Raw genomic sequence first — 24,591 nt, forward strand, 5'->3', positions numbered from 1 at the left:
ATGATGCGCTGGCCTTGTGCCGTTGCGCTGGTGCAGCGGCGAATGCAAGACAGCCCAGGGAAAGGCCAGGGCGTGAAAAAGAGCCGCGCGCAACATGGCAACCCGATAAAAAGGCGGTCAGTGTAGCCCTCCCGCGCCACCGCCCAGAACCAGGACCCCCATGATCCACCAACTGAACTCCCTGTACCCGGTGCGCTACACGGCCTTTGCGCTGTGCGTGTTCGGGCTGCTGCTGTCGCTGTTTGCGCTAGTGGCTTTTCAAGTGGGCCTGCCCGTGGTGCTGGTGTTTGCGGCGCTGGTGGCCCTGGGCGTGTACGACCTGCAGCAGACGCGCCACGCCATCCTGCGCAACTACCCGGTCATCGGCCACATCCGCTTCATGCTCGAATATGTGCGGCCCGAGGTGCGCCAGTATTTCATCGAGAGCGACAGCGAGGCCGCACCGTTTTCGCGCGCGCAGCGCTCGCTGGTCTACCAGCGCGCCAAAGGCGATCCGGACAACCGCCCGTTTGGCACGCACCTGGACGTGGGGGCGCATGGCTATGAATGGGTGAACCACTCGCTCGCGCCCACACAACTGCCGTCGCACGACTTCCGCGTGTGGATCGGCGGCAGCCCCGATACGCCATCACCGTCCGCATCGCCCTGCACCCAGCCTTACCACGCGAGCGTGTTCAACATCTCGGCCATGAGCTTTGGCGCGCTGTCCGCCAACGCCATCCTGGCGCTCAACCAGGGCGCCAAAAAAGGCGGCTTTGCACACGACACGGGCGAGGGCAGCATCAGCCAGCACCACCGGGTGCATGGCGGCGACCTGATCTGGGAGATCGGCTCGGGCTACTTTGGCTGCCGCAACTCAGACGGCACCTTCAGCGAAGAGCGTTTTGCGGCCAATGCCACCGACCCGCAGGTCAAGATGATCGAGCTGAAGCTCAGCCAGGGCGCCAAGCCGGGCCACGGCGGCGTGCTGCCCGGCGCCAAGGTGACGGCCGAGATCGCCGCCGCACGCGGTGTGAAGGAGGGCGAGGCCTGCATTTCGCCCGCCAGCCACAGCGCCTTCCGCACGCCGGTCGAGATGATGCATTTCATCGCCCGGCTTCGCACCCTGTCGGGCGGCAAGCCCACGGGCTTCAAGTTCTGCCTGGGCCACCCTTGGGAGTGGTTTGCCATCGTCAAGGCCATGCTGGTCACGGGTATCACGCCGGATTTCATCGTGGTCGATGGTGCCGAGGGCGGCACGGGCGCGGCGCCGGTGGAGTTCAGCGACCATGTGGGCGCGCCGCTGCAAGAAGGCCTGCTCTTGGTGCACAACACCCTGGTGGGCGTGAACCTGCGCGACCGCGTGCGCATTGGCTGCGCGGGCAAGGTCATCAGCGCCTTCGACATCGCGCGCATGATGGCGCTGGGTGCCGACTGGTGCAACGCGGGGCGCGGCTTCATGATGGCGCTGGGCTGCATCCAGGCGCAGAGCTGCCACACCGGCCACTGCCCCACCGGCGTGACCACACAAGACCCGCTGCGCCAGCAGGCGCTGGTGGTGCCCGACAAGGCCACACGCGTGGCGCAGTTCCACCGCAGCACGCTGCACGCGCTGCAAGAGCTGGTGCAGGCCGCCGGGCTGCGCCACCCCAAGGACATCACGGCCCACCACATCGTGCGCCGCATCACCGACACCGAGGTGCGCCTGCTGTCCAACCTCATCACCCGCATGCAACCGGGCGCGCTGCTGGGCCCGCTGGATGCGCAGCACAACGTGTTTCGCCTGTACTGGCCGCTGGCCAACGCCCACAGTTTCCAGGCCAGCGAGCCTGCGCTGGAGCCCTCCATCCCCCACCATGTCGAGCTGGTGCACGCCGCAGCCGTCGGCACCGCCGCCGCAGTGGCTGGGGATGCCCCCGTATGACTTTGATGATGGACAGCACCACCACCACCGCCCCGGACTACGTCGCCTTTTTGCAGCAGCAACTGACCACCCAGCCGCACAACGTGATGGCCCATGTACTGGGCCACGAACAGATCTGGATCAAGCGCGCGGGCGCCCCGCACGGCACAGGCCGCTACCGTGCCATGGCCGTGCTGGCCGCCCTGCTGCGGCTGGACGCCCTGCGCCCCGTGCCCAACCCCGGCGGCCCCACGGCCATCGCCACCGAAGTGCAGCGCCTGCGTGACCTGGCCGCACGCGGCATCCGCGTGCCCGTGGTGCTGGCCGCATCCACCGATGGCTTTGCCATGCGCCACCTGGGCCACACGGGCGAAGAGATCCATTCGCTGGGCAACGAGATCGACCACGCTGTGCAGGCGGGCGACACGGCCACCGTGCTGGCGCTGTGGCAGCAGGGGCTGGACACGCTCACCCAGGTGCACCGCCAAGGCACCTGCCTGAGCCAGGCGTTTGCGCGCAACCTGGTGCGCTGCCCCGATGGCGAGGTGGCCTGCATCGACTTTGAAGACGACCCCGCCGCCGTGCTGCCCCTGGCGGTGTGCCATGTGCGCGATGCGCTGTGTTACGCACACTCCACCGCGATCTACCTGCACACCAGCGGCACGCTGGCCGAGGGGCGCGCGCGCTGGGCGGCGTGGGTGGCGCAGGGCAGCGCGGAGATGCGGGAGGTGCTGGCGACCAGCGTGCGGCGGATGGGGTGGATGCGACATCTGCCCGCAAGCCGGAGGTTCGGGCGGGACTTGCAGCGGGTAAGGGCGGCATATGACTTGCTGGTCAGAGACCCGATCAGCCAGTAGCCCGTAGGTCGGGTTAGCCGCAGGCGTAACCCGACAGGCCGTGTCCGAACAAAAACCGTCGGGTTACGCTGCGCTAACCCGAGCAACGGAACTCATTGCTCATCCTCAGGCCTCAGCGGCGAGTATGTCCAAGGCCAGTTTCCCAGAAGCTCTTTGGCGTCATCATCAAACTCCTTTCTGTAGTGGTGCTGATGCGGAAACGAGATGGCTGCATCGCCATGAACAAACCCAAGTTCATCCAACAATGAACAGTACTTTGCAAGAGGACCGTAGGCAAAAAGTTGGTTGTGCCTATCCCAGACCACCGTACCCTGACTTGCAGCGGAATGGGCCCAGAGATCGAATCTCGCATCAGATGACAAGTACGAGCTGAACCGACGTACGAATCCGAGGAACTCTTCTTGAGACAACGCAGGGCTTTGATAACGGCCAGGCTCCCCCTCGCTCCGTGGCGTATGCAGTACGTACAGCAGAAAGTACGGAGGCTCAAGGTTACTGACCAAGCCCACAAATGCTGCGGACTCCCCGTTTGGAATACCTGCCAGAACCCGCTCACCGTGTTCCAAAGGCACAACGCTGTAAACCGCAGCATGTGAATGCGGCGCCCAGCCATCCGCTACCGCATAAGACAACTTGTGCATCTCAGACCCTTAAGTACCGATGAGAATCGCTACTGCAAACGCGGATCGCGCAAAAGGTGGCAAGTTTGCTGTACGCAATTCAAGCCAAGACAGAAGCAGCAGCTTCGTTCGCAGGCGCCCAAACCACCTCCGTCGCCACATCCGCCCCCAGGTTCACCAGCCGCTTGCGCATACAGATCACCGCCTTGTCCTTGCTCAGCAAGATCGCCCGGTGCGCCGCCGCCAGGTCGATGAACTTCTGGTCGTCTGCGTCCTTGCACACATAGGCCACCTTGGGAGCGATCTCCACCAGGCGCGCCTGCGCATCAAATGCCGCCAGCACCTGCTCGGCACTCACGCGGTAGTAGTTCATGCGCTCAACGATGTGCGGGTAGGCCAGCACGCGCTCCAGCTCGTCGCGCATGACTTGGGTGGCGATCCAGGCCAGGCGCCCTTGGGCCAGCAGTGTGCGCAGGGGGGCAGTGCGCGGGTCGCTGAAGATCAGCAGGTCCAGCGCCACATTGGTGTCCACCACCACAGGGCGTGCGGGCTCGTTCGCTGGTGCCTCGGCGGGCAGGCGCAGTTCAACCTTCATGGCGCGGGCCGCCGTCGGGGGCGGACTTGGCGGCCCGGTCGCGCACGGCGCCCTTGATCATGTCGAAGCGGAACATGCGGCATTCGATGGGGCCGTTCCACATGGGCACGCGGCGCGATTCCTTCAGGCGCATCTTGCCGGGCAGCTTGAGGTCGGGCGTGAGCATCCAGGCCGTCCAGCCGCTGTAGTTCTTCTTCCAGTGCGTGGCCAGCTGGCTGAAGAACTCGCCGCCGTCTTCGGTCTGCGCCTCTTCACGGCCCACGGCCAGGCCCTGGGCGCGGTCGGCCGCGCGCTCGCTGGCGTTGCGGCCGGCGCTGCCTGCGGCGGCAATGCGCTCGCCATAGGGGGGGTTGAGCAGCATCACGCCGGGCTGGTCGCAGGGCGGCATGCGCTGCAGGGCATCGCCGCCGCGCAGTTGCACGGCCTCGGCCACGCCTGCGCGCTCGGCGTTGCGCTGCGCAAAATCAACCATGCGGAAGGCCACATCACTGCCAAAAATGGGCACTGCGCTGGTCTGCATTGCGCTTTCAGCTTCGTTTTTGATAGCGGACCAGACGTGTGCCTGGAAGGGCAGAAGCTTTTCAAACGCAAAGCGCCGCAGCATGCCTGCCGGGATGCGGCAGGCGATCTGTGCGGCCTCAACCACGATGGTGCCGCTGCCGCAGCAGGGGTCGTACAGGGGCTGGGGGTTGTCGCCGTGCGGGTCCCAGCCGCTGGCGGCGATCATGGCGGCGGCCAGGGTTTCCTTGAGCGGTGCGTCGCCCTTGTCTTCGCGCCAGCCGCGCTTGAACAGCGGCTCGCCGGAGGTGTCGATGTAGATCGTGGCTTCGTCGGTGGTCAGGTGCAGGTGGACGCGCACATCGGGCCACTGGGTGTTCACATCGGGGCGCACGCCGCTTTTGTGGCGGAAGCGGTCGGCCACGGCGTCTTTCACCTTGAGGCCCGCAAAGTTCAGGCTCTGAAGCGGGCTGTGCTGGGCCGTCACCTCGACCTTGAAGGTCTGGCGCGTGGTGAACCAGATCTCCCAGGCCACCTCGCTGGCCATGTTGTAGAGGTCGTTTTCAGACCGGTATGGGCGGTGGGCCAATTGCACCAGCACGCGCTGGGCCAGGCGGCTGTGCAGGTTGAGCTGCATGGCCTGGCGCCACGAGGCGCGCAGCAGCACGCCACCCCGGCCCACCAGCAGGTCTTGCCCCGTAAGGCCCGTGATGCCATGCACCTCGTCGGCCAGAAAGCCCTCGACGCCCGCGGCGCAAGGGAGGAAAAGTTGGAGTTGGTTCATGTCGATGGGGAGGATACGCGCTCGGGCACGGCGGGGAAACCGGGCTCACCCGCGCGGGCCAGCAGCAGCTGGCGGATGGATTCAGGGATAGCCGCCACCTTGCGGTCGGCCTTGCCGATGAAGACGATGCCGATCTTGCCGCGTGCCACTTCGCGGCCTGAGGCCTTTTCGGTCATGCAGAACACCAGGTCGAAACCGTAGCGGTTGAAGTCCGCAGGCGCCATCTCCACGCGCATGGTCTCGCCATGGAAACCTTCGGACTTGTACTGCGCCACGATGTCGCCCACCACGATGGACAGGCCGCCCACATCCGCCTCGGGGTAGCCCAGCGACTGGAAGAAGCGCACGCGTGCTTCAGACACCAGCGTGAGCAGCTGCGCATTGTCCAGGTGCCCGCCCTGGTTCACGTGGCTGATGTAGATCTGCAGCTCGGTGGCAAAGCCGAAGTGCGGGGGGAGGTTGAAGACGATGCGGGCCATGGGGCGGACAGGGGTAGGAAAAACAGGAGGCAGAGAGCGGGAGCGCGTGCAGGAATGTCACGCGGCGAGGGTTGCTGGGGCTTGCGTAACAACCGGCCGAGGGGCGGCATGCACGCCCAGGAACCACGGATCGCGCCGCAAGGGTGTGTGCAGCACAGGGGTACTGCAGATGAGGTGTGCCCCTTGTCTCTTATGCTCTCGGGCAGCGGATTTTACTGGAGCCCCCTATGCGCCCTTTCCATCGGACCCTGCTGACCGTGCTGGTGCTGGCCGCCGTGCCTTTGGCAGCAGGCGCCCAGACGCTCTACAAATCGGTGGGCACGGACGGCCGCGTTGTCTACAGCGACAAGCCCCCGGTGACAGGCGCCGTGGAAAAGACCATGAAGCTAGAGAACCTGCCGGTGAGTGTGGTGCCGGGCGCATCGCCCGCACCCAGCCCAGCGCCCCCAGACACCACACAGACCGCACAAACCACAGCCCCCAGGGGCGATGTCGTGCTCTACATGGCCACCTGGTGCGGCTACTGCAAGGCGGCGAAGGCCTACCTGGCGGGCAAGGGCATCGCGTACCGGGAGCTGGACATCGACACGCCTTCGGGCAAGGCGGCGTTCAAACAACTGGGTGCCCGGGGCGTGCCCGTTTTGCTGACCAACGGGCAGAAGATCGCGGGATTCACGCCGCAGGCGTATGACGCGGTGTTCGTGGCGCGCAAGTAATCGGACACCATCCCGCCACCTTCAGCGCGCCCAGGCAACACGCACGCCCCTCAAAGCAGCAGCGCTACAGCGCCTTGCGCAGATTCGCTGGCGCGATCTTGAGCGCCTCGCGGTACTTGGCCACGGTGCGGCGTGCGCATTCGATGCCCTGCTCCTTGAGCATCTCGGCGATCTGGCTGTCGGACAGCGGCTTGGTAGGGCTTTCGGCCGACACGAACTGCTTGATGAGCGCGCGCACGGCGGTGCTCGATGCGTTACCGCCGGTTTCGGTGCCCAGGCCCGAGCCGAAAAAATACTTCAGCTCGTAGGTGCCAATCGGCGTGGCCATGTACTTGGCAGTGGTCACGCGGCTGATGGTGGACTCGTGCAGGCCCAGCTCGTCGGCGATGTCGCGCAGCACCAGGGGACGCATGGCGAGTTCGCCATGGGTGAAGAAGTTCTTCTGCCGCTCGACGATGGCGCGCGAGACTCGTAGGATGGTGTCAAAACGCTGCTGGATGTTCTTGATGAACCAGCGCGCCTCCTGCAGACGCTGCTGCATCCCCTGGTGGCCTTCGCCGCCCTTGTGGCCGCGCAGCGCACCGGCGTAGATGTCGTGCACGCGCAGGCGCGGCATCACATCGGGATTGAGTTGCACGATGAAGTTGTGCTGGCCATCCCGCCCGTTGGCGCGCCCGGCCTTGCGCACGATGACGTCGGGGATGACGATGTTGCGTTCCACATCCGCAAAACGGCGGCCGGGGCGAGGCTCCAGGCGGGCGATGAGCGCCATGGCGGCGCGGGTGCGCTCCTCGCCATCACCACAGGCCTGGGTGAGGCGGCGCACATCGCGGCGGGCCAGCATCTCCAGCGGCTGCTGGCAGATGCGCAGCGCCGTCTGCACGGTGTCAGGGTCGGCCTCTTCGTCGGCATCCAGCGCCTTGAGCTGCAGCGTGAGGCATTCCGCCAGGTCGCGCGCGCCCACGCCCGTGGGTTCCAGGCTTTGCAGCAGGCGCTGGGCCACCGTAAAGCGGTGCACCAGTTCCTCGATCTGCTCCAGGTCCTCGGGGCCTGCCAAGGCGGCGGCGAGTTCTTCGAGCGGCTCTTCGAGGTAGCCATCGTCGTTCAGCGATTCGATCAGGAACCGCAGCGCGGCGCAGTCCACCTCGGACAGGCGCAGCGACAGCGCCTGGCGGTGCAGGAAGGCGGTGAGCGATTCGTGCGAACGGGCCAGCTCGGTGGCGTCGGCCTCGTCGCCTTCGGCACCGTTGTGGGTGCGTGCCGGGGCATCGCCGCCCCACTCGGCATCGTTGGGCGCCATCTCCACGGTGCCGTCGCCGCTCCAGTCGGGTTCGTCGGCGCCAGCGCCCAGCGTTTCAGCATCATTTTGGGGCTCTGCGCCTGCTGCGCTTGCGCTGGATGCTCCTGAAAATATAGCATCGTCTGCACTGTAGTCATCGGCCTGGGCGGGGGTATCGGCAGCTTCCAGGCCAAACTCCTCGCGCGGGGCTTCGTCGGCATTGCGTTCGAGGAACGGGTTTTCGTCGAGCATCTGCTCGACTTCCTGCGAGAGTTCGAGCGTGGACAACTGCAGCAGCCGGATGGACTGCTGGAGCTGGGGGGTCAGTGCGAGGTGCTGCGAGACGCGCAGCGACAGTCCAGGCTTCATCACATCCTGAAGTGTTCGCCCAGGTACACCCGGCGCACTTCGGCGTTGTCCACGATCTCGGACGGCGTGCCCTGCGCCAGCACACGGCCGTCGCTGATGATGAAAGCGTGGTCGCAGATGCCGAGCGTCTCGCGCACGTTGTGGTCGGTGATGAGCACGCCAATACCGCGCGCCTTCAGGAAGCCGATGATGCGCTGGATCTCGATCACGGCGATGGGGTCAATGCCCGCAAAGGGCTCGTCCAGCAGGATGAAACGCGGCTGGGTGGCCAGGGCGCGGGCGATCTCCACCCGGCGGCGCTCGCCCCCCGACAGCGCCATGGCAGGCGAGGCGCGCAGATGCTGCACGCGCAGCTCTTCCAGCAGAGCCGTGAGGCGCTCTTCGATGGCGTCGCGCGAGAGCGGCTGGCCGTCGTCGCCACGCTGCAGTTCGAGCACGGCGCGCACGTTTTCTTCGACCGTGAGCTTGCGAAAAATCGAGGCCTCCTGCGGCAGGTACGACAGCCCCAGGCGCGAGCGGCGGTGGATGGGCATGTGGGCCACCGAATGGCCGTCGATGCGGATGTCGCCCGCATCGCTGCGCACCAGGCCGACGATCATGTAGAACGACGTGGTCTTGCCCGCGCCATTGGGCCCGAGCAACCCCACCACCTCGCCTTTTTGCACCACCAGCGACACATCCTTGACGACCTTGCGGCTGCCATAGGACTTGGCCAGGTTCTGCACCTCCAGGCGGCTGCCGGCCTGGGTGTCAGGGCCGGGATGAACGGGCACCGCGCTCACTTGGAGCCGCCACCAAGGTTGCTGCTGGGGCGCAGCACGGGTGCCGCGCCCGGTGTGGAGGGTGCGGGCGCCGCAGCGCCTGCGGGCGGGTCCTTGGGCGCCAGCACCGCACGCACGCGGTTGCCGGGGGCTGGGGCATCGCCCGCCGCATTGGTGGCGGGAGCGCGCTGGCCGTCCACGGTGAACACGTCGGTGAGGTTGTTGTAGACGATCACAGCGCCAGTGATCTCGTCGCTGAGCGCTGCGCCCCGGTAGCGGCGCAGCTCGGCGCGGGTGATGAAGCGCACGTTGTCGGCCTTGCCGTCGTATTCGATGACCTCGCTCTCGCCCTCGATGTATTCATCGGGCGCGCCAGGCAAGGTGTCGCGCTTCTGGCGGAAGAAGGCGCGTTTGCCCGCCTCGGCCGTGACCACGCCGAACTGGTAACCATCGGCGTCCTGGCGCACATCCAGCCGCGCACCGCGCAGCACGATGGTGCCCTTGGTCATGACCACGCGCCCCGAGAACACGCTGGTCTGCTTGAGTTCATCGTGGCGCAAAGCGTCGGCCTCGATGTTCATGGGCTTGGCGCGGTCGGCTTTTTCAGCATGGGCCACGCCGTGAAGGCAGGCCAGGGCCGCGAGCAGGAGGGTCGGAAGGAGGCGGTGGTTCATAGGGCACGAATCTTGCAGTTCATTGTAGCCATCCCCACACGCCCTCCATGAAAAAAGCCCGCATCAGCGGGCTTTCTTCGCAGGGTATCCAGGGCCTTTGGCGCGTTGCAACCAGCGCCCAGGTCGGCCTGGGGCTTACTTTTGCTTGACCAGCGCTTCCACCACCTGCAGCACGTTCTGCATGTTGCCTGCCATGGTGCCGTCGGTGTAGAACTTGCCCGCCACGCCCATCGAGGGCACGCCTTCCACGCCATAGGCGTCCTGCAGCTGCGAAGCGCGGCGGACCTGGTTGGACACGGTGAACGAGGTGTAGACCTCCTTGAACTTGGCGGCATCCACACCCTGTTGAACCACCCAGGCAAAAATCTCGTCGTCCTTGGCGAGCTTGGCCTTTTCTACATGGATCGCGCGGAACACCTTGGCGTGCAGCGCTTCGAGCTTGCCCATGCCTTCCAGGGTGTAGAAAAGCTTTTGCTGGGGCACAAAGCTGGCGTTGAAGGCCACGGGCACGCGGCGGATGAACAGGTCCTTGGGAGCGGCCTTGACCCAGGCGTCCAGCGTGGGTTCAAAAGCATTGCAGTGGGGGCAGCTGTACCAGAAGAACTCGATCACATCGACCTTGCCAGCAGGAGCATCGGGTGCCACGGGCTTGTCCAGCCGCTTGTAGTCCTTGCCCTCCTTGAACTGGCGGGCCTGGGCCAGCGCAGGGGTGGCGACGGGCAGCGTCAGGGCGGAAGCGGCAACTGCCGAAGCAGCGGACAAAGAAAACTCACGGCGTTTCATGGCAAAGACTCTCCTAGTTCAGGTCTGGGGGATGGGAGCCGGGCCCCCGCAAAAAGTTCACGCAGCGTCAGCGCTGCACACGCACCAGGGCAGACTCCAGCCCCGCGCCGTCGAGTTTTTCCTTGAGCTGCTCGGCATCGTCCCGTTTGGTGAACGGGCCCACGCGCACACGGAAGACCGCGCGGCCGTTTTGTTCGCGCTCGCTCACACGGGCCTCCCAGCCCATCATGGCCAGCTTTGCGCGCTGGGCATCGGCGTCGGCCTGGGTGCGGAAAGCCCCGGCCTGCACGAAGTAGTCAAACGGGTCCACGTTACCCTTGGCAGCCGCCTTGGCCACGGCCAGATCGCCCAGCGGGTCGGCACCCGGCTTGGTTTCGGCCTTGGCGGCCTCGGGTTTGCTGGCGGCGGGCTTGGGGGCAGATGCCGCAGCGCGCACCTCGGGCGCTGGCGCAGCGGCCGAAGCGGGTGCAGACGCGGCAGCCGCCACGGGCGGCGTTGCGGGCCGGGCCGGGTTCTTGCCGTACAGCGGCGAGTTCGGGTCCCAGTTCTTGTTCTTCTGCGACTCGGCGGCGTCCATGTCTGCCGTGCGCCCGCCGCCCTTGTTCAGAAAAGGCACCGGCACCTTGGTCACATACACGGCCACCGCCAGCGCGGCGCCCAGGCCCACGATGACGCCGACGATAAAGCCGATGATGGTCCCGCCCGTCTGTTGCTTTTTCATATTGGTAGTAACTGCTTACATTCTGGCTGGAGCCGACACGCCCAGCACGGCCAGCCCATTGTGCAATACCTGCGCGGTGGCGGCGACCAGCGCCAGGCGGGCCTTCTTCACCGCTTCGTCGTCCACCAAGATGCGCTCGGCATCGTAATAGCTGTGGTAGCTGGCGGCCAGGTCGCGCAGATAGAAGGTCACGTCGTGTGGCGCCTCGCCGTCGGCGGCGGCCGTGAGCATCTCGGGGTACTTGGCCAATTGCAGCATCAGGGCCTGGGCCTGGGGGCCTTCCAGCGCCGACAGGTCCACATCCTTGAGCGACGCTACATCACCCCCACCCGCCTCTTGCCAGGCCCGCAGCACCGACTGGATGCGCGCATGCGCGTACTGCACGTAGTACACCGGGTTGTCGTTGTTCTGCGCCACGGCCAGGTCCACGTCGAAGGTGTATTCGGTGTCGGGCTTGCGGCTCAGGAGGAAAAAGCGCACCGCGTCCTTGCTGGTCCACTCGATCAAATCGCGCAGCGTGACGTAGCTGCCCGCGCGCTTGCTGATCTTGACTTCTTCGCCACCCTTGACCACACGCACCATGGTGTGCAGCACGTAGTCGGGGTAGCCCTGCGGGATGCCCACATCAGCCGCCAGCAGGCCCGCGCGCACGCGGGCGATGGTGCCGTGGTGGTCCGTGCCCTGGATGTTGACGACCTTGGTGAAGCCGCGCTCCCACTTGGCGATGTGGTACGCCACGTCGGGCACGAAGTAGGTGAAGCTGCCGTCCTGCTTGCGCATGACGCGGTCCTTGTCGTCGCCGTAGTCGGTGCTCTTGAGCCACAGCGCGCCGTCCTGCTCATAGGTCTTGCCGTTGGCCACCAGCTTGTTCACCGTGGCCTCGACGCGGCCGCTGGTGTACAGGCTGGACTCCAGGTAGTACTCGTCGAACTGGAGGTTGAACGCCTGCAGGTCCTTGTCCTGCTCGTTGCGCAGGTAGGCCACGGCAAACTGGCGGATGTTGTCGTAGTCCTCGACATCGCCATTGGCCGTGAACTCGCGGTCGTCGGCCTTCACGGTGGCCTTGGCCTTGAAGGCCTCGGCAATGTCGGCGATGTAGTCGCCGTTGTAAAAGTTCTTGGCCAGCGGGTTGTCGCTGTCGGTGGGCCAGCAGTCGTCACCGGGCTTGAAGCCCTTGGCGCGCAGCTGCGTGCTCTTGGTCAGGGTGTCGATCTGCACACCCGCGTCGTTGTAATAGAACTCGCGGTGCACCTTCCAGCCCTGGGTGCTGAACAGGTTGCAGATGGCGTCGCCCAGCGCGGCCTGGCGGCCATGGCCCACGTGCAGCGGGCCCGTGGGGTTGGCCGAGACGAATTCGACCAGCACCTTGGCGCCGCGGTCGGCCTGGTAGCCGAAGCGCTCGCCCGCGCCCAGCACTTCGCGCACCACCTCTTGCTTGGCAGCGGGCTTGAGGCGAATGTTCAGAAAACCGGGCCCGGCAATCTCGATGGCATCGACCCAGCGGGTGAATGCAGGCGTGGCCTCCAGGGCCGCCTTGAGCTGTTCGCCCAAAGCGCGCGGATTGAGCTTGAGCGGCTTGGCCAGCTGCATGGCCGCCGTGCAGGCGAAGTCGCCATGCGCGGCCACCTTGGGGGATTCAAAGGCCGCCTTGGCGCCAGCGCCGGGGGAGAGTTTGTCCAGCTCGGCCGCAAGCGCGGCCAGCAGATCGTGTTTGACAGAAAGCATCGGGGGATTTTACGGGCCGGGCCGCCCCCGCCCCTGCGGGCTGGTGCATGGCGCATTTGCCCGGCACCCGGCGCCATGCCGCGCGCAGCCAAGACGCAACAGATTGTCAGGAATTCTTTCCGCCCGTATCGCCGAGTCAGCCACGCGTGTCCCCGGTACGTTGTAATCGGGCAATCCGACGCGGGTTGCGTCTGATGCCACTACCCAATGGAGCCAACATGAAGAAGCTTCTCACCCTGTCTGCCCTGAGCCTGGTCCTTTCGTTCGGTGCAGCGCACGCTGCCGACGCCCCCGCCAAAGCGGCCACCGCCGCGCCCGCTGCCACGGCGGCATCTGCCGCACCGGCGGCCGAGCCCACCAAGCAGCAGTCCAAGATGGGCACCTGCAACAAGGAGGCAGGCGACATGAAGGGCGACGAGCGCAAGGCCTTCATGAAAACCTGCCTGAGCAACAAGCCCGCCACGCAGCAAGACAAGATGAAAACCTGCAACGCCGACGCCAAGGCCAAGACCCTCAAGGGCGACGAGCGCAAGGCCTTCATGAGCGAGTGCCTGAAAAAGTAAGACACGCCCCGCACCCTGCCACCGGGGTGCAAAAGCAGAAAAGCCCGCAGACCACCGGCCTGCGGGCTTTTACTTTTTGAACGCATGGGCTTACCAGCCGCGCGCCCAGAACACCGCAATCACCGCCACCACGGGCAGCACATGCGACTGGATCATCACCAGGCGGCGCACCTTGGCCACCTCGTGTGCGGGCGGCAAAGCCCCCGTGCTGTGCAGGTTCTGGCGCCAGCGGCGAAACGCGGCCGAGGGCACAAACGACAGCAGGATCATGGCCACCACGATGGTGATCTTGATGTGGAACAAGGGCTGCGAGAGGTACCACGACGCACCCTTCACGCCCCAGATCACCCGCGCCAGGCCGCTGCCGATCATCACCGCCCCGGCCACGCCATAGATCACATCCAGCCGGGCCAGGCGCTCGACCACGGCAGCGTTGAGCCATTCAATGCGGCACAGCGCCGCCTGGCTCGACAAGAAGACCACAAAGGTCAGGATGGCCAGCAGGTGGAGGGCGGCCAGAACGGCTTCGAGGGTCATGGTCAGATTCCTTGGGGACTGGGTTGCGCGCAGTGAGTCACACAGGCAACGGCGTGTTCAGCCACCATTGTCCACGGTGGCCGAGGACATCTGACCCGGCCCAAAAGAAAACGGCGCAGACCGGAGGGCCTGCGCCGTATCGAGCGGAATTCTGAAAAAAGGGTCAGGCCACGGTGCGGGCCACAGCCCCCACCGGCACATCCGCAGGCACCACGGGCGCAGCGGCGGCCGGCACAGCCACCGGCAGCGGGTGGCCGTTGAGCGCAGCATCCAGGCGCTCATGGTCCAGCGCGTTTTCCCAGCGCGACACCACCACGGTGGCCACCGCATTGCCGATGAAGTTGGTCAGCGAGCGGCATTCGCTCATGAAGCGGTCCACGCCCAGAATCAGCGCCATGCCCGCCACCGGCACCTCAGGCACCACGGCCAGCGTGGCGGCCAGGGTGATGAAGCCCGCGCCCGTCACCCCCGCCGCGCCCTTGGACGACAGCATCGCCACCAGCAGCAGCGCCACCTGGTGGCCCAGCGTCAACTCGGTGTTGGTGGCCTGGGCGATGAACAGCGCGGCCAGCGTCATGTAGATGTTGGTGCCGTCCAGGTTGAACGAGTAGCCCGTGGGCACCACGAGGCCCACCACCGACTTGCTGCAACCGGCCTTTTCCATCTTTTCCATCAGCGATGGCAGGGCGGATTCGGACGACGAGGTGCCCAGCACCAGCATCAGCTCGGCCTTGAGGTAGCGGCACAGCTTGAACACCGAGAAGCCGCACAGCCGCGCCACAAAGCCCAGGATCACCACCACAAACAGCAGCGAGGTGATGTAGAACGAACCCACCAGCCACGCAAGGTTGACCAGCGAGCCCAGGCCGAACTTGCCAATGGTGAACGCCATGGCGCCAAACGCACCGATAGGCGCAGCCTTCATCACGATGCCGACCACCTTGAACACAGGGGTCGTCAGCGCGTCCAGAAAGTTCAGCACCGGACGGCCTGCCTCACCCACCATGGCCAGACCCACGCCGAACAGCACGGCCACCAGCAGCACCTGCAGGATGTTGTCGCCCACAAACGGGCTCACCAGCGTCTTGGGGATGATGTCCAGCGCAAAGCCCGTGAGCGTCATCTCGTGCGACTTGGCCACATAGCCCTTCACAGCCGTCTGGTCGAGGTCGGCCACGTTGATGTTCATGCCCGCGCCGGGCTGCACCACGTTGGCCACCACCAGGCCCACCACCAGGGCGAGCGTGGAGAAGAACAGGAAGTACGCCATGGCCTTGCCGAACACGCGGCCCACGGTGGAGAGCTGCGACATGCCAGCGATGCCGGTCACGATGGTCAGGAAGATCACCGGGGCGATGATCATCTTGACCAGCTTGATGAACGCGTCGCCCAACGGCTTGAGCGCCTCGCCGTAGGACGGCTCGAAATGGCCCAGCAGCACGCCCAGCACGATGGCGAACACCACCTGGAAGTACAGTTGCCGATAAAAGGGCAGCTTCAAGGTCGAGGCTGCGGGAGCGGAATGGTTATGCATGGAACGGGTCTCCTGGGGTCACGGGTCTGCACCACCGGGGTGCTTCCGGCGCGCGTCAAGGGTGCCGTTTGTACCGCTGCACTTTGTTTCAGCCGATAACCTATTGGTATTAGTCGCAAGCGGCCTCATAGGAGAACGCGTGCACCAAATCAGGGTAACTACTTAGTCCCCAGCCTGGTGCGGCACACTCCCACTCGCGCCCAATTGGCCTTGCTGCCGCACAACCACCCCGCCGGATTTCCATGCCCACGCCCCGCCTTCGCCAGTTCTGGACGCTGCTCCTCCTGCTTGCAGGCACAGCGGCCAGCATGTTCGCGGCCGGTCAGTGGGCTTGGCACCGGTCCTTGCTGGACGAGAGCGAGAGCGTGCAACGCCAGTTGGCCCTGTACGGGCAGACGCTGGCCCAGCGCATCGACCGCTACCGCACCCTGCCCGAGGTGCTGGCCCTGGACGCGCAACTGCAAGACGCCCTGCGCCGCCCCCTGAGCACCGACGAGGTGGCGCAGCTCAACCGCAAGCTGGAGCAGGCCAACGGCGCCAGCCAGTCCTCCACCCTCACCCTGCTCAACCGCGACGGCCTCGCCGTGGCCGCCAGCAACTGGCGCACGGCCACCAGCAACGTGGGCGTGGACTACAGCTTTCGCCCCTACGTGCAGCAGGCGCTGGCGCAAGGGCGCGGCAGCTTCTACGGCATTGGCGTCACCACGGGCGAGCCGGGCTACTTCCTGTCGCAGGCCATCCGCGACGACAGCGGCCACATCCTGGGCCTGGTGGCCATCAAGATTGCGCTGCAGGAGCTGGAGCGCGAGTGGTTGCAAACCACCGACATCGTTCTGGCGTCGGACGCACATGGCGTGGTCTTCCTCGCCAGCCAGGACGCCTGGCGCTACCGCCTGCTGGAGCCGCTGGATGATGAGGAACGCCGCGAGCTGAACGCCACCCGCCAATACTCCGACCAGCCCTTGCGCCCGCTCGACTACCGCGAAGACGACCGTCTGGACAACGGCGGGCGGCTGGTGCGCGTGCAGCCCTCTACCGACATGCCCGTGCCCCCAGGGCGCATGCTGTGGCTGAGCCAGCCCTTGCCCGGCACGCCCTGGCAACTGCACCTGGTGCACACCACCCACAGCAGCATTGCCGACAGCCGCTGGGCGGCCGCAGCCGGGGGCGGCGGCTGGCTGGCCCTGTCGCTGCTGGTGCTGTTTGTGCGCCAGCGCCAGCGCCTGGCCCGCCTGCGCCAGCGCAGCCGCCAGGAGCTGGAGACCGTGCTGCAACAGCACGCGCAGGAGCTGCGCACCGCGCAGGACGGCATCGTGCAGGCCGCGCAGCAAGCCGACATGGGACTCTCCCGCAGCCTGGAGCACCTGCCCCAGGGCGTGGTCATCATCGACGCCGACCTGAAGCTGGTGGCCTGGAACTCGCGCTACGTGCAGCTGTTCCGCTACCCCGCCGACCTGATGCAGGTGGGCCGCCCCATTGAAGACCTGATGCGCCACAACGCGCGCCGGGGCCTGCTGGGCCCGGGCCCGGTGGAAGAAGCCATCGAACGCCGCCTGGCCCACCTGCGCAGCGCCACGCCCCACCTGCACGAAAGCGCCAAGGGCGACGGCACGGTGCTGGAGATCCGGGGCAACCCGCTGCCCGAGGGCGGCTTTGTGACCAGCTACGCCGACATCACCAGCTACAAAAACGCCGCGCGCGAGCTGCGGTCCCTCGCCGATGCGCTGGAGCAGCGCGTGGCCGACCGCACCCGCGACCTGGACGCCGCGCGGCGCGAAGCCGAGCAGGCCAACCGCTCCAAAACCCGCTTTGTGGCCGCCGCCGTACACGACCTGCTGCAGCCCCTGAACGCCGCGCGCATGTTCACCTCGCTCTTGCGCAGCCACCTGCCGGGCGACGCCGAGCGGCACGCGGTGGACAGCATCGACGGCGCCCTGGCCGCGCAAGACGCCATCCTTAACAGCCTGCTCGACATCTCGCGCATGGAATCGGGCCAGTTCGACGTGCACATCCACGACGTGGCGCTGGGCCCGCTCTTGCAGGTGCTGGGCCACAACTTTGGCGTACTGGCCGAAAGCCAAGGTTTAACACTGCGCTGCGTGCCCACGCACGCCGTGGTGCGCACCGACGACAACCTGCTGCGCCGCATCCTGCAGAACTTTGTCTCCAACGCCATCCGCTACAGCCGCCACGGGCGCATCGTGGTGGGCTGCAGACGGGTGAAGCGGGCGGCGGGCGACCACCTGCGCATCGAGGTGCACGACCAGGGCCCCGGCATCCCCGAGGCGCTGCAGCGCGAGATTTTTGAAGAATTCCGCCGCCTGGACGAAGGCCGCGCCGACGACCGGGGCGCAGGCCTGGGCCTGGCCATCGTCGAACGCCTGGGCCGCCTGCTGGGCCACGAAATTGGCCTGCGCTCGCAACTGGGGCGCGGCAGCGTGTTCTGGGTGTGTGTGCCGCTGGGCAACCCGGCCGCCGCGCAGCAGGCCCCGGCCCCCGCCACTGCGCAACAACCCGCCGACGACGCCCCCCTGCAAGGCAGCAGCGCCTGGGTGATCGACGACGATGGCCCCACCTGCGCCGCCACGCAGGCCCTGCTGCAGCGCTGGGGCTGCGCGGTGCCGCTGGCCGCAGGCGCGCCCGAAGCACTGGCCACCGCCCAGCCCGGCCAGGCGCCACAGTTGGTGCTGCTGGACGTGCACCTGGGCGCAGGCCTCCACGGTCCCGAAGTATTCGCGCACCTGTGCCAGCGCTGGGGCCAGACGCCCGCCGTGATCCTGGTCACGGCCGAGCGCGATGCCACCCTGCGCCGCCAGGCCGCCGAGCGCGGCTGGGGCTTTCTCGCCAAGCCGGTGCGCGCCCCTGCGCTGCGGGCGCTGGTGAGCCAGACGCTGCTGCGCTGGCGAGAACAAGCCTGATGGCAGGCCGCCCAGGGCGGCCGCAGAACATCAAAAACGATAGCTATAAAGGCATGCTAGTTGCGCGGCAGGGCCTTTTTTTACCAAAAATTTAGTTCACCACACACTGGCAACGCCCCCCCTCTCCCCAGCCCCCATGTCCTCAGTTCTGAGGACATACAACCCTCGGCGATTCCGGTAGCTTCAGCGCGCCAGATTCACAAGGACACGAGGAGAAGCGACAGCATGATGGCCAAGACAGCAGCGCAGGCGCCCACGCCCCACCCGCCCACCGCGCCCGGCGCAGCAACGCGCACCCTGTATGGCCTGGCCCGCACCTGCCTGCTGGGCGCCGCCCTGGTGCTGGCCGCCTGCGGCGGTGGCGGTGGTGGTGACGAAGCCCCGCCCGCTGGCACCCCCACCTTCCGCGTGGGCGGCCAGCTCGCCGGGCTGGGGGTGGGCAAGACCGTGGTCATTGCCGATGCCAGCGGGCCCAGCGCCGCCGTCTCGGCCAACGGCAGCTACAGCCTGCAGCTGCCCGCAGGCACCGCCTACAGCCTGCGCATTGCGGCCCAGCCCGTGGGCCAGACCTGCACCCTCACCAACGCTGCGGGCACCGTCAGCGCCGAGGTCAACAACATCAGCGTGGCCTGCCTGGACAACGCGGTGCCTTCCAACGCACGCACACTGGGCGGCAGTGTGGCGGGCCTGGGGGCGGGCAAAAGCCTGGTGCTGCAGCTGAGCGCTGGCGGCGCCACGCAGGAGGCCAGCGTGGCCGCCGATGGCCTGTTCGTGTTTGCCCAGCCGGTGGCCGGGCCCTACCGCATCACCGTGCGCAGCCAGCCGCTGAACCAGACCTGCACGGTCTCCGGTGGCGAAGGCGTGGCCGATTCCAATGGCCCTGCCCCGTCCATCAGCGTGGCCTGCGCAGCCACGGCCTTCCGGCTCTCGGGCACCGTGCGCGGCAACATCGGCGTGGTGGCGCTGCGCAACACGGCCAATGGCGACACGGTCACCGTGGGCGGCAATGGCGCGTTCAGCTTTGCCCAGCCGGTGCTGGCGGGCACGGCCTATTCCGTCACGGTGTTTGACATGAGCGCAGGCCAGACCTGCAGCGTGGGCGGCGGCACGGGCTTTGCCATGGCGGATGTCACGCAGATCACGGTGGGGTGCGAGGTGGACGCACCACCACCCCCTGCTCCGGTGGCCGTCCCGGCCATCCCCACGCTCACGCTGGCGTATGACGTGAAGACCTTCAAGCTCAGCTGGGGCGCCATTGCGCCGCCAGCGGGCGGCGGCGCCGTGACCTACCGCGTGACGGAAGACCCCGATGGCGCGGGCCCGGCAGCAGCCACGCAGATTGCCATAGGCCTCACGGGCACCAGCTACGACCGGGTGGTGGCGGGGTTGCTGCACACGCGGCTGAATGCCACGTACCGTGTGCAGGCCTGCAACAGCGGGGGGTGCAGCGCGTTGTCGGCGGCACAGGTGGTGGATTTGCCGAAGGCCATTGGGTACTTCAAGGCTAGCAATACCAGGGCGGCTGGTGGGTTCGGTTACGCCGTAGCCCTGTCGGGGGACGGCAGCACCCTCGCAGTGGGGGCAAGCGGAGACGGTAGCAGCGCCACAGGCATTGGCGGCAACCAGGGAGACAACGCTACCCCCGGCGCGGGCGCTGTGTATGTGTTCACCCGCACCGGTGGCGTGTGGAGCCAGCAGGCCTATGTGAAAGCCAGCAACACAGGTGCAGGTGACGGATTCGGGTCCAGCGTTTCTTTGTCATTGGACGGCAACACTCTGGCGGTAGGCGCGCGCTTTGAGGGCAGCGCGGCTATCGGTATCGATGGGAGCCAGACGGACAATTCAGCTCCCGGGGCTGGCGCTGTTTATGTGTTCGTCCGTAACGGCGGGGCTTGGAGCCAGCAGGCCTATGTAAAAGCCAGCAATACAAATACAGCAAATTCTGATTTCTTTGGTTACAGCGTTGCGCTATCAGGCGACGGCAGTACTTTGGCAGTGGGCGCCATTTGGGAAGCCAGTAGTGCCACCGGCATTGGAGGGAACCAGGCAGACAATTCGACAGGGGTGGCCGGAGCTGTGTATGTCTTTGCGCGGAGCGGTACTACATGGACCCAACAGGCCTATGTGAAGGCCAGCAATACTGCGGCATTTGACCACTTTGGCAACAGCGTGGCCCTGTCGGGCGACGGCAATACCCTGGCCGTGGGGGCGTTCGGGAAGGACAGCGGTGCAGGCGCCGTCTATGTCTTCACCCGTAGCGGCGGTGTCTGGAGCCAGCAGGCCTACGTGAAGGCCAGCAATACCCAGGGAAGTGACGAGTTTGGCCGGAGCGTGACCCTGTCGGGTGACGGCAATACCCTGGCCGTGAGTGCGTACGGAGAGGACAGCAGTGCCACGGGCATCGGCGGCGACCAGGCAGACAACTCGGCCAGCAGTGCAGGCGCCGTATATGTCTTCACCCGCAGCGGCAGCACCTGGAGCCAGCAGGCCTATGTGAAGCCCAGTAGCACCGATGCAGGTGACCGCTTTGGCTACAGCGTGGCACTGTCGGGTGACGGCAATACCCTGGCCGTAGGGGCGGACGCCGAGTCCAGCAGTGGCACTGGCATCAACGGAAACCAGGCGGACAACTCGGCCAGCAGTGCAGGCGCCGTCTATGTCTTCACCCGCAGCGGCGGCACCTGGAGCCAGCAGGCCTATGTGAAGGCCAGCAATACCGAGGCGATTGACAACTTTGGCTACAGCGTGGCCCTGTCGAGCGACGGCAATACCCTGGCCGTGGGGGCGAACGTGGAGGACAGCAATGCCACGGGCATCGGTGGCAGCCAGACGGACAACTCAGCCAGCAACTCTGGCGCGGTGTACGTGTACTGACGTCATGCCCCACCAAAACCTCAAGCCAAATAAGCCCCTGCCGCGCACTGCACAATCGCCAACAGCTATACAAACAATAGCAATCTAACTACGCCCGCGCACCAGCGGCAACCCCAGGCGGAACTCCCCCCCGCCCTCCCACGCGGCCCATTGGCAGTACCCGCCCAGCGCCTCGGCCCGATAGCGCACGTTGGCCAGGCCCAGGCCTGCCTTTGCGGCGTGCGGTGCATTGGCAGTGGGCACAAACGCACTGCCGTTGTCACGAATGCGCACCACCACGCAGGCTGGCTGCGCCCCCTCTGCGGGGCGGGCCTCGGTGGCCAGGTCGATGGCGGTGGCCTGGCTGTGCTTGAGGATGTTGGTGAGCACCTCTTGCAGGATGCGCAGCACATGCAGGGCGGCCTGCGGGTCGAGCCAGGGCAGCGGGGGCAGGTCTTGCACGCTCCAGGTGAGGGTGATGCCTGCGGCCTTGAGCCGGGGCGCCAGGCGAAACCGCAGGGCGGCCAGCAGCGCCAGCAGGTCGGCGTCGGCGGGGCTGAGCGAGTCGATGGCGAGCTTGAGGTCGTCGATGCAGTCCTTGAGCACCAGCGCCGTGTCGGCCGTGCTGGCCTGCCCGCGCTCGACCATGCGCAGCGCGCTCATGAGGGACGAGCCGATGCCGTCGTGCATGTCCTGCATCATGCGCTGGCGCTCGGCGGCCAGGGTTTGCTCGCGCTCCAGGGTGCGCAGCTGCTCGTGGCTGGCAGTGAGTTCGCGCTCGCGCGCGGCCAGCTGGTTCTCCAGCCCGGCGTTGACCAACTCCACCGCATGGATGGCGCCCACGTAGCGGCGGTAGACGATGGCCAGGAAGATGGCAAACAGGCCGATGGACAGGTAGGGCGCCAGGTACACGCGCTCAATGTTGATGCGGTAGTTCTGCAGCAGCAGGTCGTGCACCCCGGCGGGGATGTTGAGCGAGATCCAGGCAAACAGCACCATGCCTTCGCCCGAGCGCGCTTGCCAGGAGGCCCACAGGCCCGAGATGGCCACCACCGCCGTGAGCACCGCGATGGCGATGTACACCAGCGGCAGGATGGCGTTGAGGTGCGGCAGCAGGTGCGGCACGGGCAGGGTGAGCACGGTGCACAGCCCCACCAGCGTGACGATGCCCAACGCCAGCCGGGGCATGCGCTTGCGGTGCACGCGCAGGGCGAAGGCAAAGGCGGCGACCATGGCCCAGCCCAGCGCGTTGACGGTGAGCCAGCCAAACCAGTCGTCCGGCACGGGCAGGGGCCGGTCGTCCACCACGTAGTGCAGGTTGCGCAGCCCGCAGGTGACGGCGACAGCAAAGAACAGCAGGTAAATGGGCTCGCGGCGGCGCACCAGCCCCACGGCCAGCGCAAACAGCCCGATCACCAGGAAAGCCGCGCTCGCATGGCTGATGAGGTCGGTCTGTACAAACCGGCGCAGGTTGTAGCGCCACAGCAGCGCGTCTTCGGCGCCCACCCAGGCACTGGAGAGGGCCCCGCCCACGCCCTGCTGGCTGGCCATGCGCACCCAGACGGTGTGGGGCAGCTCGCCACCAGCACTCCTGTTGCCATTGCCGTTGCTGCCGCCGAGGGGGACCCACAGCGGCCGGTTGAAGCTGTTCCAGACGCGGCTGCCCCGCGTGCGGTAGACGATGCGGCCATCCACATACACCGCCACGATGCCAATGGTCTGCCAGCGCGGCAGGTACAGAAACAGCTCCTGCTCCGGCAAGCCCGGCGGCAGGGTGAGCCGGTACCAGGCCACCTCTGGCGCAGCCTGCAGCGATGCGTTGCCTTCTGCGAGGCTGCGGGGGCGGGCGTGGGGCAGGGGCACCTGGGCCCAGCCGTGCGGGTCTTGGGGGGCTTGGGCGCCTTGGGCTTCTTGGGTGCCTTGCGCCTCTGGCTCGGAAAAAGGCAGCTCGGGCGGTGGCTCCCAGCCCGCATCGGCCTGCAGGCGAAAGTCCGCCTGCTTCAAATGCAAGGCCGCACCGGCCTGGCCCTGGCCCTGTCCGCTGCAGGCTGCAAGCCATGCGGACAGCAGCCACAGGGCAGCGACCTTAATCAGCCAGCAGGCCCTGTTTGTAGGCGGCATGGATGGCTTCGGCGCGGGTGTTGACCTGGAGCTTGGCATAGATGCGCCGCACAAAGGTAAGCACGGTGGTGCGGGACACGCCCATGGCGCTTGCGGTTTCTTCGGTGGTGAAGCCCTTGCTCACGTAGCGCAGCACCTCGTGTTCGCGTGCCGACAGGAGGGTGGACGGTTCGCTGGCTGGGGCCAGGCTGGCGGCGGCGCGCGCCAGGATTTTGCGCGCCACCATGGGGCTGATGGGGCTGCCGCCCGCGTGGAGGTTGCGGATTTCTTCGGCCAGCTCGGCGGCATCCACGTCCTTGAGCAGGTAGCCCATGGCCCCGGCCTCGATGGAGCGCAGCACATGGTCCTCATCGCCAAAAATGGTGCTGACCAGGATGCTGCAATCAGGCCACTGCACGCGTGCGGCGCGGATCACGTCCAGGCCCGAGCCGTCGGGCAGGCCCAGGTCCACCAGCAGCACGTCCATGGGCGCGTGGGGCAGCAGGGCCAGTGCCTCGGCACGGCCGGTGGCCACCAGTGCGAGCGCCAGGTCGGGCTGGGCGGCAATCATGGCCACCAGGGTCTCGCGGCTGGCGGCATCGTCTTCCACCACCCCGACGCGCAACGTGGGCGGGGACGAAGGGGCGGGCGTGGGCATGGCGCGATTATCACCACGCGCCTGTGCGCAGAAGGTTCTCAGCCTGTGCCGCCGTCCTCGGCCTCCAGGCTTTTCACCAACACCGCCGCCTGCGTGCGGCTGTAGCACGCAAGCTTTTTCAGGATGGCGGTGACATGCACCTTGACGGTGTTCTCGGCCAGGCCCAGCGCGCTCGCGATCTGCTTGTTGAGCAAACCATCGGCCAGGCAGAGCAGCACGCGGAACTGCTGGGGCGTGAGCTGCGCGAGCCGGGCGGCTAGCTCCGCATCGGCCTCGGAGCGCTCGGCCGCCATGGGCGGGAACCAGCTGCCGCCGTCCAGCACGGCCTGGATGGCTTCGCCCATAGCTTCGGCCGGGGCTGATTTGGGGATGAAGCCTGCCGCGCCAAACTGCTGGGCGCGGCGGATGACCCGCGGGTGGTCGTTGGACGAGATGATGACCACCGGCAGCTCGGGGTATTCGCCGCGCACATGCAGCAGGGCCGAAAAGCCCCGTGCGCCGGGCATGCTCAGGTCCAGCAGCACCAGCTCGACCTCGGGGTGGTCCTGCAGCGCCTGGCCCAGCGTGGCGGCGCTGGCGGCTTCCAGCGTGCGGAACTGCGGCAGCCGCTCGCGCAGCACGTGCAGCACGGCGGCGCGGAACAGCGGGTGGTCGTCAGCGACGAGGAGCGTGGGCTCGGACATAC

At 66.8% G+C, this 24,591-nt stretch carries 21 protein-coding genes; 6 read left to right on the plus strand and 15 right to left on the minus strand.

What is annotated here, in order from left to right:
• Nucleotides 1-160 precede the first annotated feature (160 nt).
• Together ACSQ3O_RS24700 and ACSQ3O_RS24705 are read left to right on the plus strand one after the other, a co-directional pair.
• Nucleotides 161-1,903 carry an FMN-binding glutamate synthase family protein gene (locus tag ACSQ3O_RS24700; RefSeq protein WP_436140791.1) on the plus strand — a complete coding sequence of 581 codons (1,743 nt, stop codon included), beginning with the start codon at nt 161-163 and terminating at the stop codon, nt 1,901-1,903.
• 8 nt (nt 1,904-1,911) lie between these two features.
• On the plus strand, nt 1,912-2,739 hold the full coding sequence (locus tag ACSQ3O_RS24705) for a hypothetical protein (RefSeq protein ID WP_436140792.1): 828 nt from the start codon (nt 1,912-1,914) through the stop codon (nt 2,737-2,739).
• A 92-nt stretch (nt 2,740-2,831) separates the two neighbouring features.
• Here the strand turns inward: ACSQ3O_RS24705 and ACSQ3O_RS24710 are convergent, their stop codons facing one another.
• The 4 genes from ACSQ3O_RS24710 to ACSQ3O_RS24725 form a co-directional block, all read right to left on the minus strand.
• Nucleotides 2,832-3,380, minus strand: a complete 549-nt coding sequence (locus ACSQ3O_RS24710) for a hypothetical protein (protein WP_436140793.1) — start codon at nt 3,378-3,380, stop codon at nt 2,832-2,834.
• Between the two features lie 79 nt (nt 3,381-3,459).
• Entirely contained in the window at nt 3,460-3,954 is a 495-nt protein-coding gene (locus ACSQ3O_RS24715) for a putative toxin-antitoxin system toxin component, PIN family (RefSeq protein ID WP_436140794.1), read from the minus strand.
• Nucleotides 3,944-5,236 carry a THUMP domain-containing class I SAM-dependent RNA methyltransferase gene (locus tag ACSQ3O_RS24720; protein WP_436140795.1) on the minus strand — a complete coding sequence of 431 codons (1,293 nt, stop codon included), beginning with the start codon at nt 5,234-5,236 and terminating at the stop codon, nt 3,944-3,946. Before ACSQ3O_RS24720 ends, ACSQ3O_RS24715 begins: the two co-directional genes overlap by 11 nt.
• Nucleotides 5,233-5,715, minus strand: a complete 483-nt coding sequence (locus ACSQ3O_RS24725) for an acyl-CoA thioesterase (protein WP_436140796.1) — start codon at nt 5,713-5,715, stop codon at nt 5,233-5,235. Before ACSQ3O_RS24725 ends, ACSQ3O_RS24720 begins: the two co-directional genes overlap by 4 nt.
• A 227-nt stretch (nt 5,716-5,942) precedes the next feature.
• Here ACSQ3O_RS24725 and ACSQ3O_RS24730 point away from each other — a divergent pair, with 227 nt between their 5' ends.
• Nucleotides 5,943-6,431 (plus strand): glutaredoxin domain-containing protein, encoded by a 489-nt coding sequence (locus ACSQ3O_RS24730; RefSeq protein ID WP_436140797.1) that lies wholly within the window; start codon nt 5,943-5,945, stop codon nt 6,429-6,431.
• Nucleotides 6,432-6,495: 64 nt separating this feature from the next.
• Here the strand turns inward: ACSQ3O_RS24730 and ACSQ3O_RS24735 are convergent, their stop codons facing one another.
• From ACSQ3O_RS24735 to argS, 6 genes are all read right to left on the minus strand, one after another.
• Nucleotides 6,496-8,079, minus strand: coding sequence for an RNA polymerase factor sigma-54 (locus ACSQ3O_RS24735; protein WP_436140798.1), 1,584 nt, complete (start codon nt 8,077-8,079; stop codon nt 6,496-6,498).
• The gene (gene lptB / locus ACSQ3O_RS24740; RefSeq protein ID WP_137747484.1) at nt 8,079-8,861 is read right to left on the minus strand and encodes an LPS export ABC transporter ATP-binding protein; all 783 of its coding nucleotides are present in this window, start codon (nt 8,859-8,861) and stop codon (nt 8,079-8,081) included. Before lptB ends, ACSQ3O_RS24735 begins: the two co-directional genes overlap by 1 nt.
• Entirely contained in the window at nt 8,858-9,514 is a 657-nt protein-coding gene (gene lptA / locus ACSQ3O_RS24745; protein WP_436140799.1) for a lipopolysaccharide transport periplasmic protein LptA, read from the minus strand. Before lptA ends, lptB begins: the two co-directional genes overlap by 4 nt.
• A 135-nt stretch (nt 9,515-9,649) precedes the next feature.
• The gene (locus tag ACSQ3O_RS24750; protein WP_436140800.1) at nt 9,650-10,297 is read right to left on the minus strand and encodes a thiol:disulfide interchange protein DsbA/DsbL; all 648 of its coding nucleotides are present in this window, start codon (nt 10,295-10,297) and stop codon (nt 9,650-9,652) included.
• A 67-nt stretch (nt 10,298-10,364) separates the two neighbouring features.
• Nucleotides 10,365-11,018, minus strand: a complete 654-nt coding sequence (locus ACSQ3O_RS24755; protein WP_298458081.1) for an SPOR domain-containing protein — start codon at nt 11,016-11,018, stop codon at nt 10,365-10,367.
• Between the two features lie 15 nt (nt 11,019-11,033).
• Complete coding sequence (argS, locus tag ACSQ3O_RS24760; RefSeq protein WP_436140801.1) at nt 11,034-12,743, minus strand: arginine--tRNA ligase; 1,710 nt, start codon at nt 12,741-12,743, stop codon at nt 11,034-11,036.
• A gap of 218 nt (nt 12,744-12,961) precedes the next feature.
• Between argS and ACSQ3O_RS24765 the strand changes: the two genes are divergently transcribed.
• Nucleotides 12,962-13,306: a PsiF family protein gene (locus tag ACSQ3O_RS24765; RefSeq protein ID WP_436140802.1), complete on the plus strand. Its 345-nt coding sequence runs from the start codon at nt 12,962-12,964 to the stop codon at nt 13,304-13,306.
• A gap of 90 nt (nt 13,307-13,396) precedes the next feature.
• On the opposite strand, the gene ACSQ3O_RS24770 is transcribed toward ACSQ3O_RS24765, so the two are convergent.
• Both ACSQ3O_RS24770 and ACSQ3O_RS24775 read right to left on the minus strand, forming a co-directional pair.
• Nucleotides 13,397-13,843, minus strand: coding sequence for a DUF2214 family protein (locus tag ACSQ3O_RS24770; protein ID WP_298458076.1), 447 nt, complete (start codon nt 13,841-13,843; stop codon nt 13,397-13,399).
• Between the two features lie 163 nt (nt 13,844-14,006).
• The gene (locus tag ACSQ3O_RS24775) at nt 14,007-15,377 is read right to left on the minus strand and encodes a dicarboxylate/amino acid:cation symporter (protein WP_137747477.1); all 1,371 of its coding nucleotides are present in this window, start codon (nt 15,375-15,377) and stop codon (nt 14,007-14,009) included.
• 242 nt (nt 15,378-15,619) lie between these two features.
• Between ACSQ3O_RS24775 and ACSQ3O_RS24780 the strand changes: the two genes are divergently transcribed.
• Together ACSQ3O_RS24780 and ACSQ3O_RS24785 are read left to right on the plus strand one after the other, a co-directional pair.
• Nucleotides 15,620-18,295: a hybrid sensor histidine kinase/response regulator gene (locus tag ACSQ3O_RS24780; RefSeq protein ID WP_436140803.1), complete on the plus strand. Its 2,676-nt coding sequence runs from the start codon at nt 15,620-15,622 to the stop codon at nt 18,293-18,295.
• Nucleotides 18,296-18,520: 225 nt separating this feature from the next.
• A complete protein-coding gene (locus ACSQ3O_RS24785) occupies nt 18,521-21,169 on the plus strand; it encodes a hypothetical protein (protein ID WP_436140804.1) in 2,649 nt (882 codons plus the stop codon).
• An 84-nt stretch (nt 21,170-21,253) separates the two neighbouring features.
• Here ACSQ3O_RS24785 and ACSQ3O_RS24790 read toward each other — a convergent pair whose 3' ends face one another.
• From ACSQ3O_RS24790 to ACSQ3O_RS24800, 3 genes are read right to left on the minus strand one after another with little or no spacing between them, the layout of a single operon-like run.
• Entirely contained in the window at nt 21,254-23,269 is a 2,016-nt protein-coding gene (locus ACSQ3O_RS24790) for a sensor histidine kinase (RefSeq protein WP_436140805.1), read from the minus strand.
• The gene (locus ACSQ3O_RS24795) at nt 23,235-23,906 is read right to left on the minus strand and encodes a response regulator (RefSeq protein WP_436140806.1); all 672 of its coding nucleotides are present in this window, start codon (nt 23,904-23,906) and stop codon (nt 23,235-23,237) included. Before ACSQ3O_RS24795 ends, ACSQ3O_RS24790 begins: the two co-directional genes overlap by 35 nt.
• 38 nt (nt 23,907-23,944) lie before the next feature.
• Nucleotides 23,945-24,589: a response regulator gene (locus ACSQ3O_RS24800; RefSeq protein WP_298458244.1), complete on the minus strand. Its 645-nt coding sequence runs from the start codon at nt 24,587-24,589 to the stop codon at nt 23,945-23,947.
• Between the last annotated feature and the right edge of the window lie 2 nt (nt 24,590-24,591).

This window comes from Acidovorax sp. LjRoot74 (assembly GCF_964254355.1).
GTDB lineage: Bacteria > Pseudomonadota > Gammaproteobacteria > Burkholderiales > Burkholderiaceae_C > Acidovorax.

Bases quoted from the DNA above. Each gene is read 5' to 3' on its own strand.
- ACSQ3O_RS24790 (WP_436140805.1), bottom strand. From the start codon at position 23,269: ATGCCGCCTACAAACAGGGCCTGCTGGCTGATTAAGGTCGCTGCCCTG.
- ACSQ3O_RS24715 (WP_436140794.1), bottom strand. From the start codon at position 3,954: ATGAAGGTTGAACTGCGCCTGCCCGCCGAGGCACCAGCGAACGAGCCC.
- ACSQ3O_RS24705 (WP_436140792.1), top strand. From the start codon at position 1,912: ATGGACAGCACCACCACCACCGCCCCGGACTACGTCGCCTTTTTGCAG.
- ACSQ3O_RS24730 (WP_436140797.1), top strand. From the start codon at position 5,943: ATGCGCCCTTTCCATCGGACCCTGCTGACCGTGCTGGTGCTGGCCGCC.
- ACSQ3O_RS24800 (WP_298458244.1), bottom strand. From the start codon at position 24,589: ATGTCCGAGCCCACGCTCCTCGTCGCTGACGACCACCCGCTGTTCCGC.
- ACSQ3O_RS24735 (WP_436140798.1), bottom strand. From the start codon at position 8,079: ATGAAGCCTGGACTGTCGCTGCGCGTCTCGCAGCACCTCGCACTGACC.
- argS (WP_436140801.1), bottom strand. From the start codon at position 12,743: ATGCTTTCTGTCAAACACGATCTGCTGGCCGCGCTTGCGGCCGAGCTG.
- ACSQ3O_RS24750 (WP_436140800.1), bottom strand. From the start codon at position 10,297: ATGAAACGCCGTGAGTTTTCTTTGTCCGCTGCTTCGGCAGTTGCCGCT.
- ACSQ3O_RS24710 (WP_436140793.1), bottom strand. From the start codon at position 3,380: ATGCACAAGTTGTCTTATGCGGTAGCGGATGGCTGGGCGCCGCATTCA.
- ACSQ3O_RS24785 (WP_436140804.1), top strand. From the start codon at position 18,521: ATGATGGCCAAGACAGCAGCGCAGGCGCCCACGCCCCACCCGCCCACC.
- ACSQ3O_RS24770 (WP_298458076.1), bottom strand. From the start codon at position 13,843: ATGACCCTCGAAGCCGTTCTGGCCGCCCTCCACCTGCTGGCCATCCTG.
- ACSQ3O_RS24765 (WP_436140802.1), top strand. From the start codon at position 12,962: ATGAAGAAGCTTCTCACCCTGTCTGCCCTGAGCCTGGTCCTTTCGTTC.
- ACSQ3O_RS24720 (WP_436140795.1), bottom strand. From the start codon at position 5,236: ATGAACCAACTCCAACTTTTCCTCCCTTGCGCCGCGGGCGTCGAGGGC.
- ACSQ3O_RS24700 (WP_436140791.1), top strand. From the start codon at position 161: ATGATCCACCAACTGAACTCCCTGTACCCGGTGCGCTACACGGCCTTT.
- ACSQ3O_RS24725 (WP_436140796.1), bottom strand. From the start codon at position 5,715: ATGGCCCGCATCGTCTTCAACCTCCCCCCGCACTTCGGCTTTGCCACC.
- lptA (WP_436140799.1), bottom strand. From the start codon at position 9,514: ATGAACCACCGCCTCCTTCCGACCCTCCTGCTCGCGGCCCTGGCCTGC.
- ACSQ3O_RS24775 (WP_137747477.1), bottom strand. From the start codon at position 15,377: ATGCATAACCATTCCGCTCCCGCAGCCTCGACCTTGAAGCTGCCCTTT.
- ACSQ3O_RS24755 (WP_298458081.1), bottom strand. From the start codon at position 11,018: ATGAAAAAGCAACAGACGGGCGGGACCATCATCGGCTTTATCGTCGGC.
- ACSQ3O_RS24780 (WP_436140803.1), top strand. From the start codon at position 15,620: ATGCCCACGCCCCGCCTTCGCCAGTTCTGGACGCTGCTCCTCCTGCTT.
- ACSQ3O_RS24795 (WP_436140806.1), bottom strand. From the start codon at position 23,906: ATGCCCACGCCCGCCCCTTCGTCCCCGCCCACGTTGCGCGTCGGGGTG.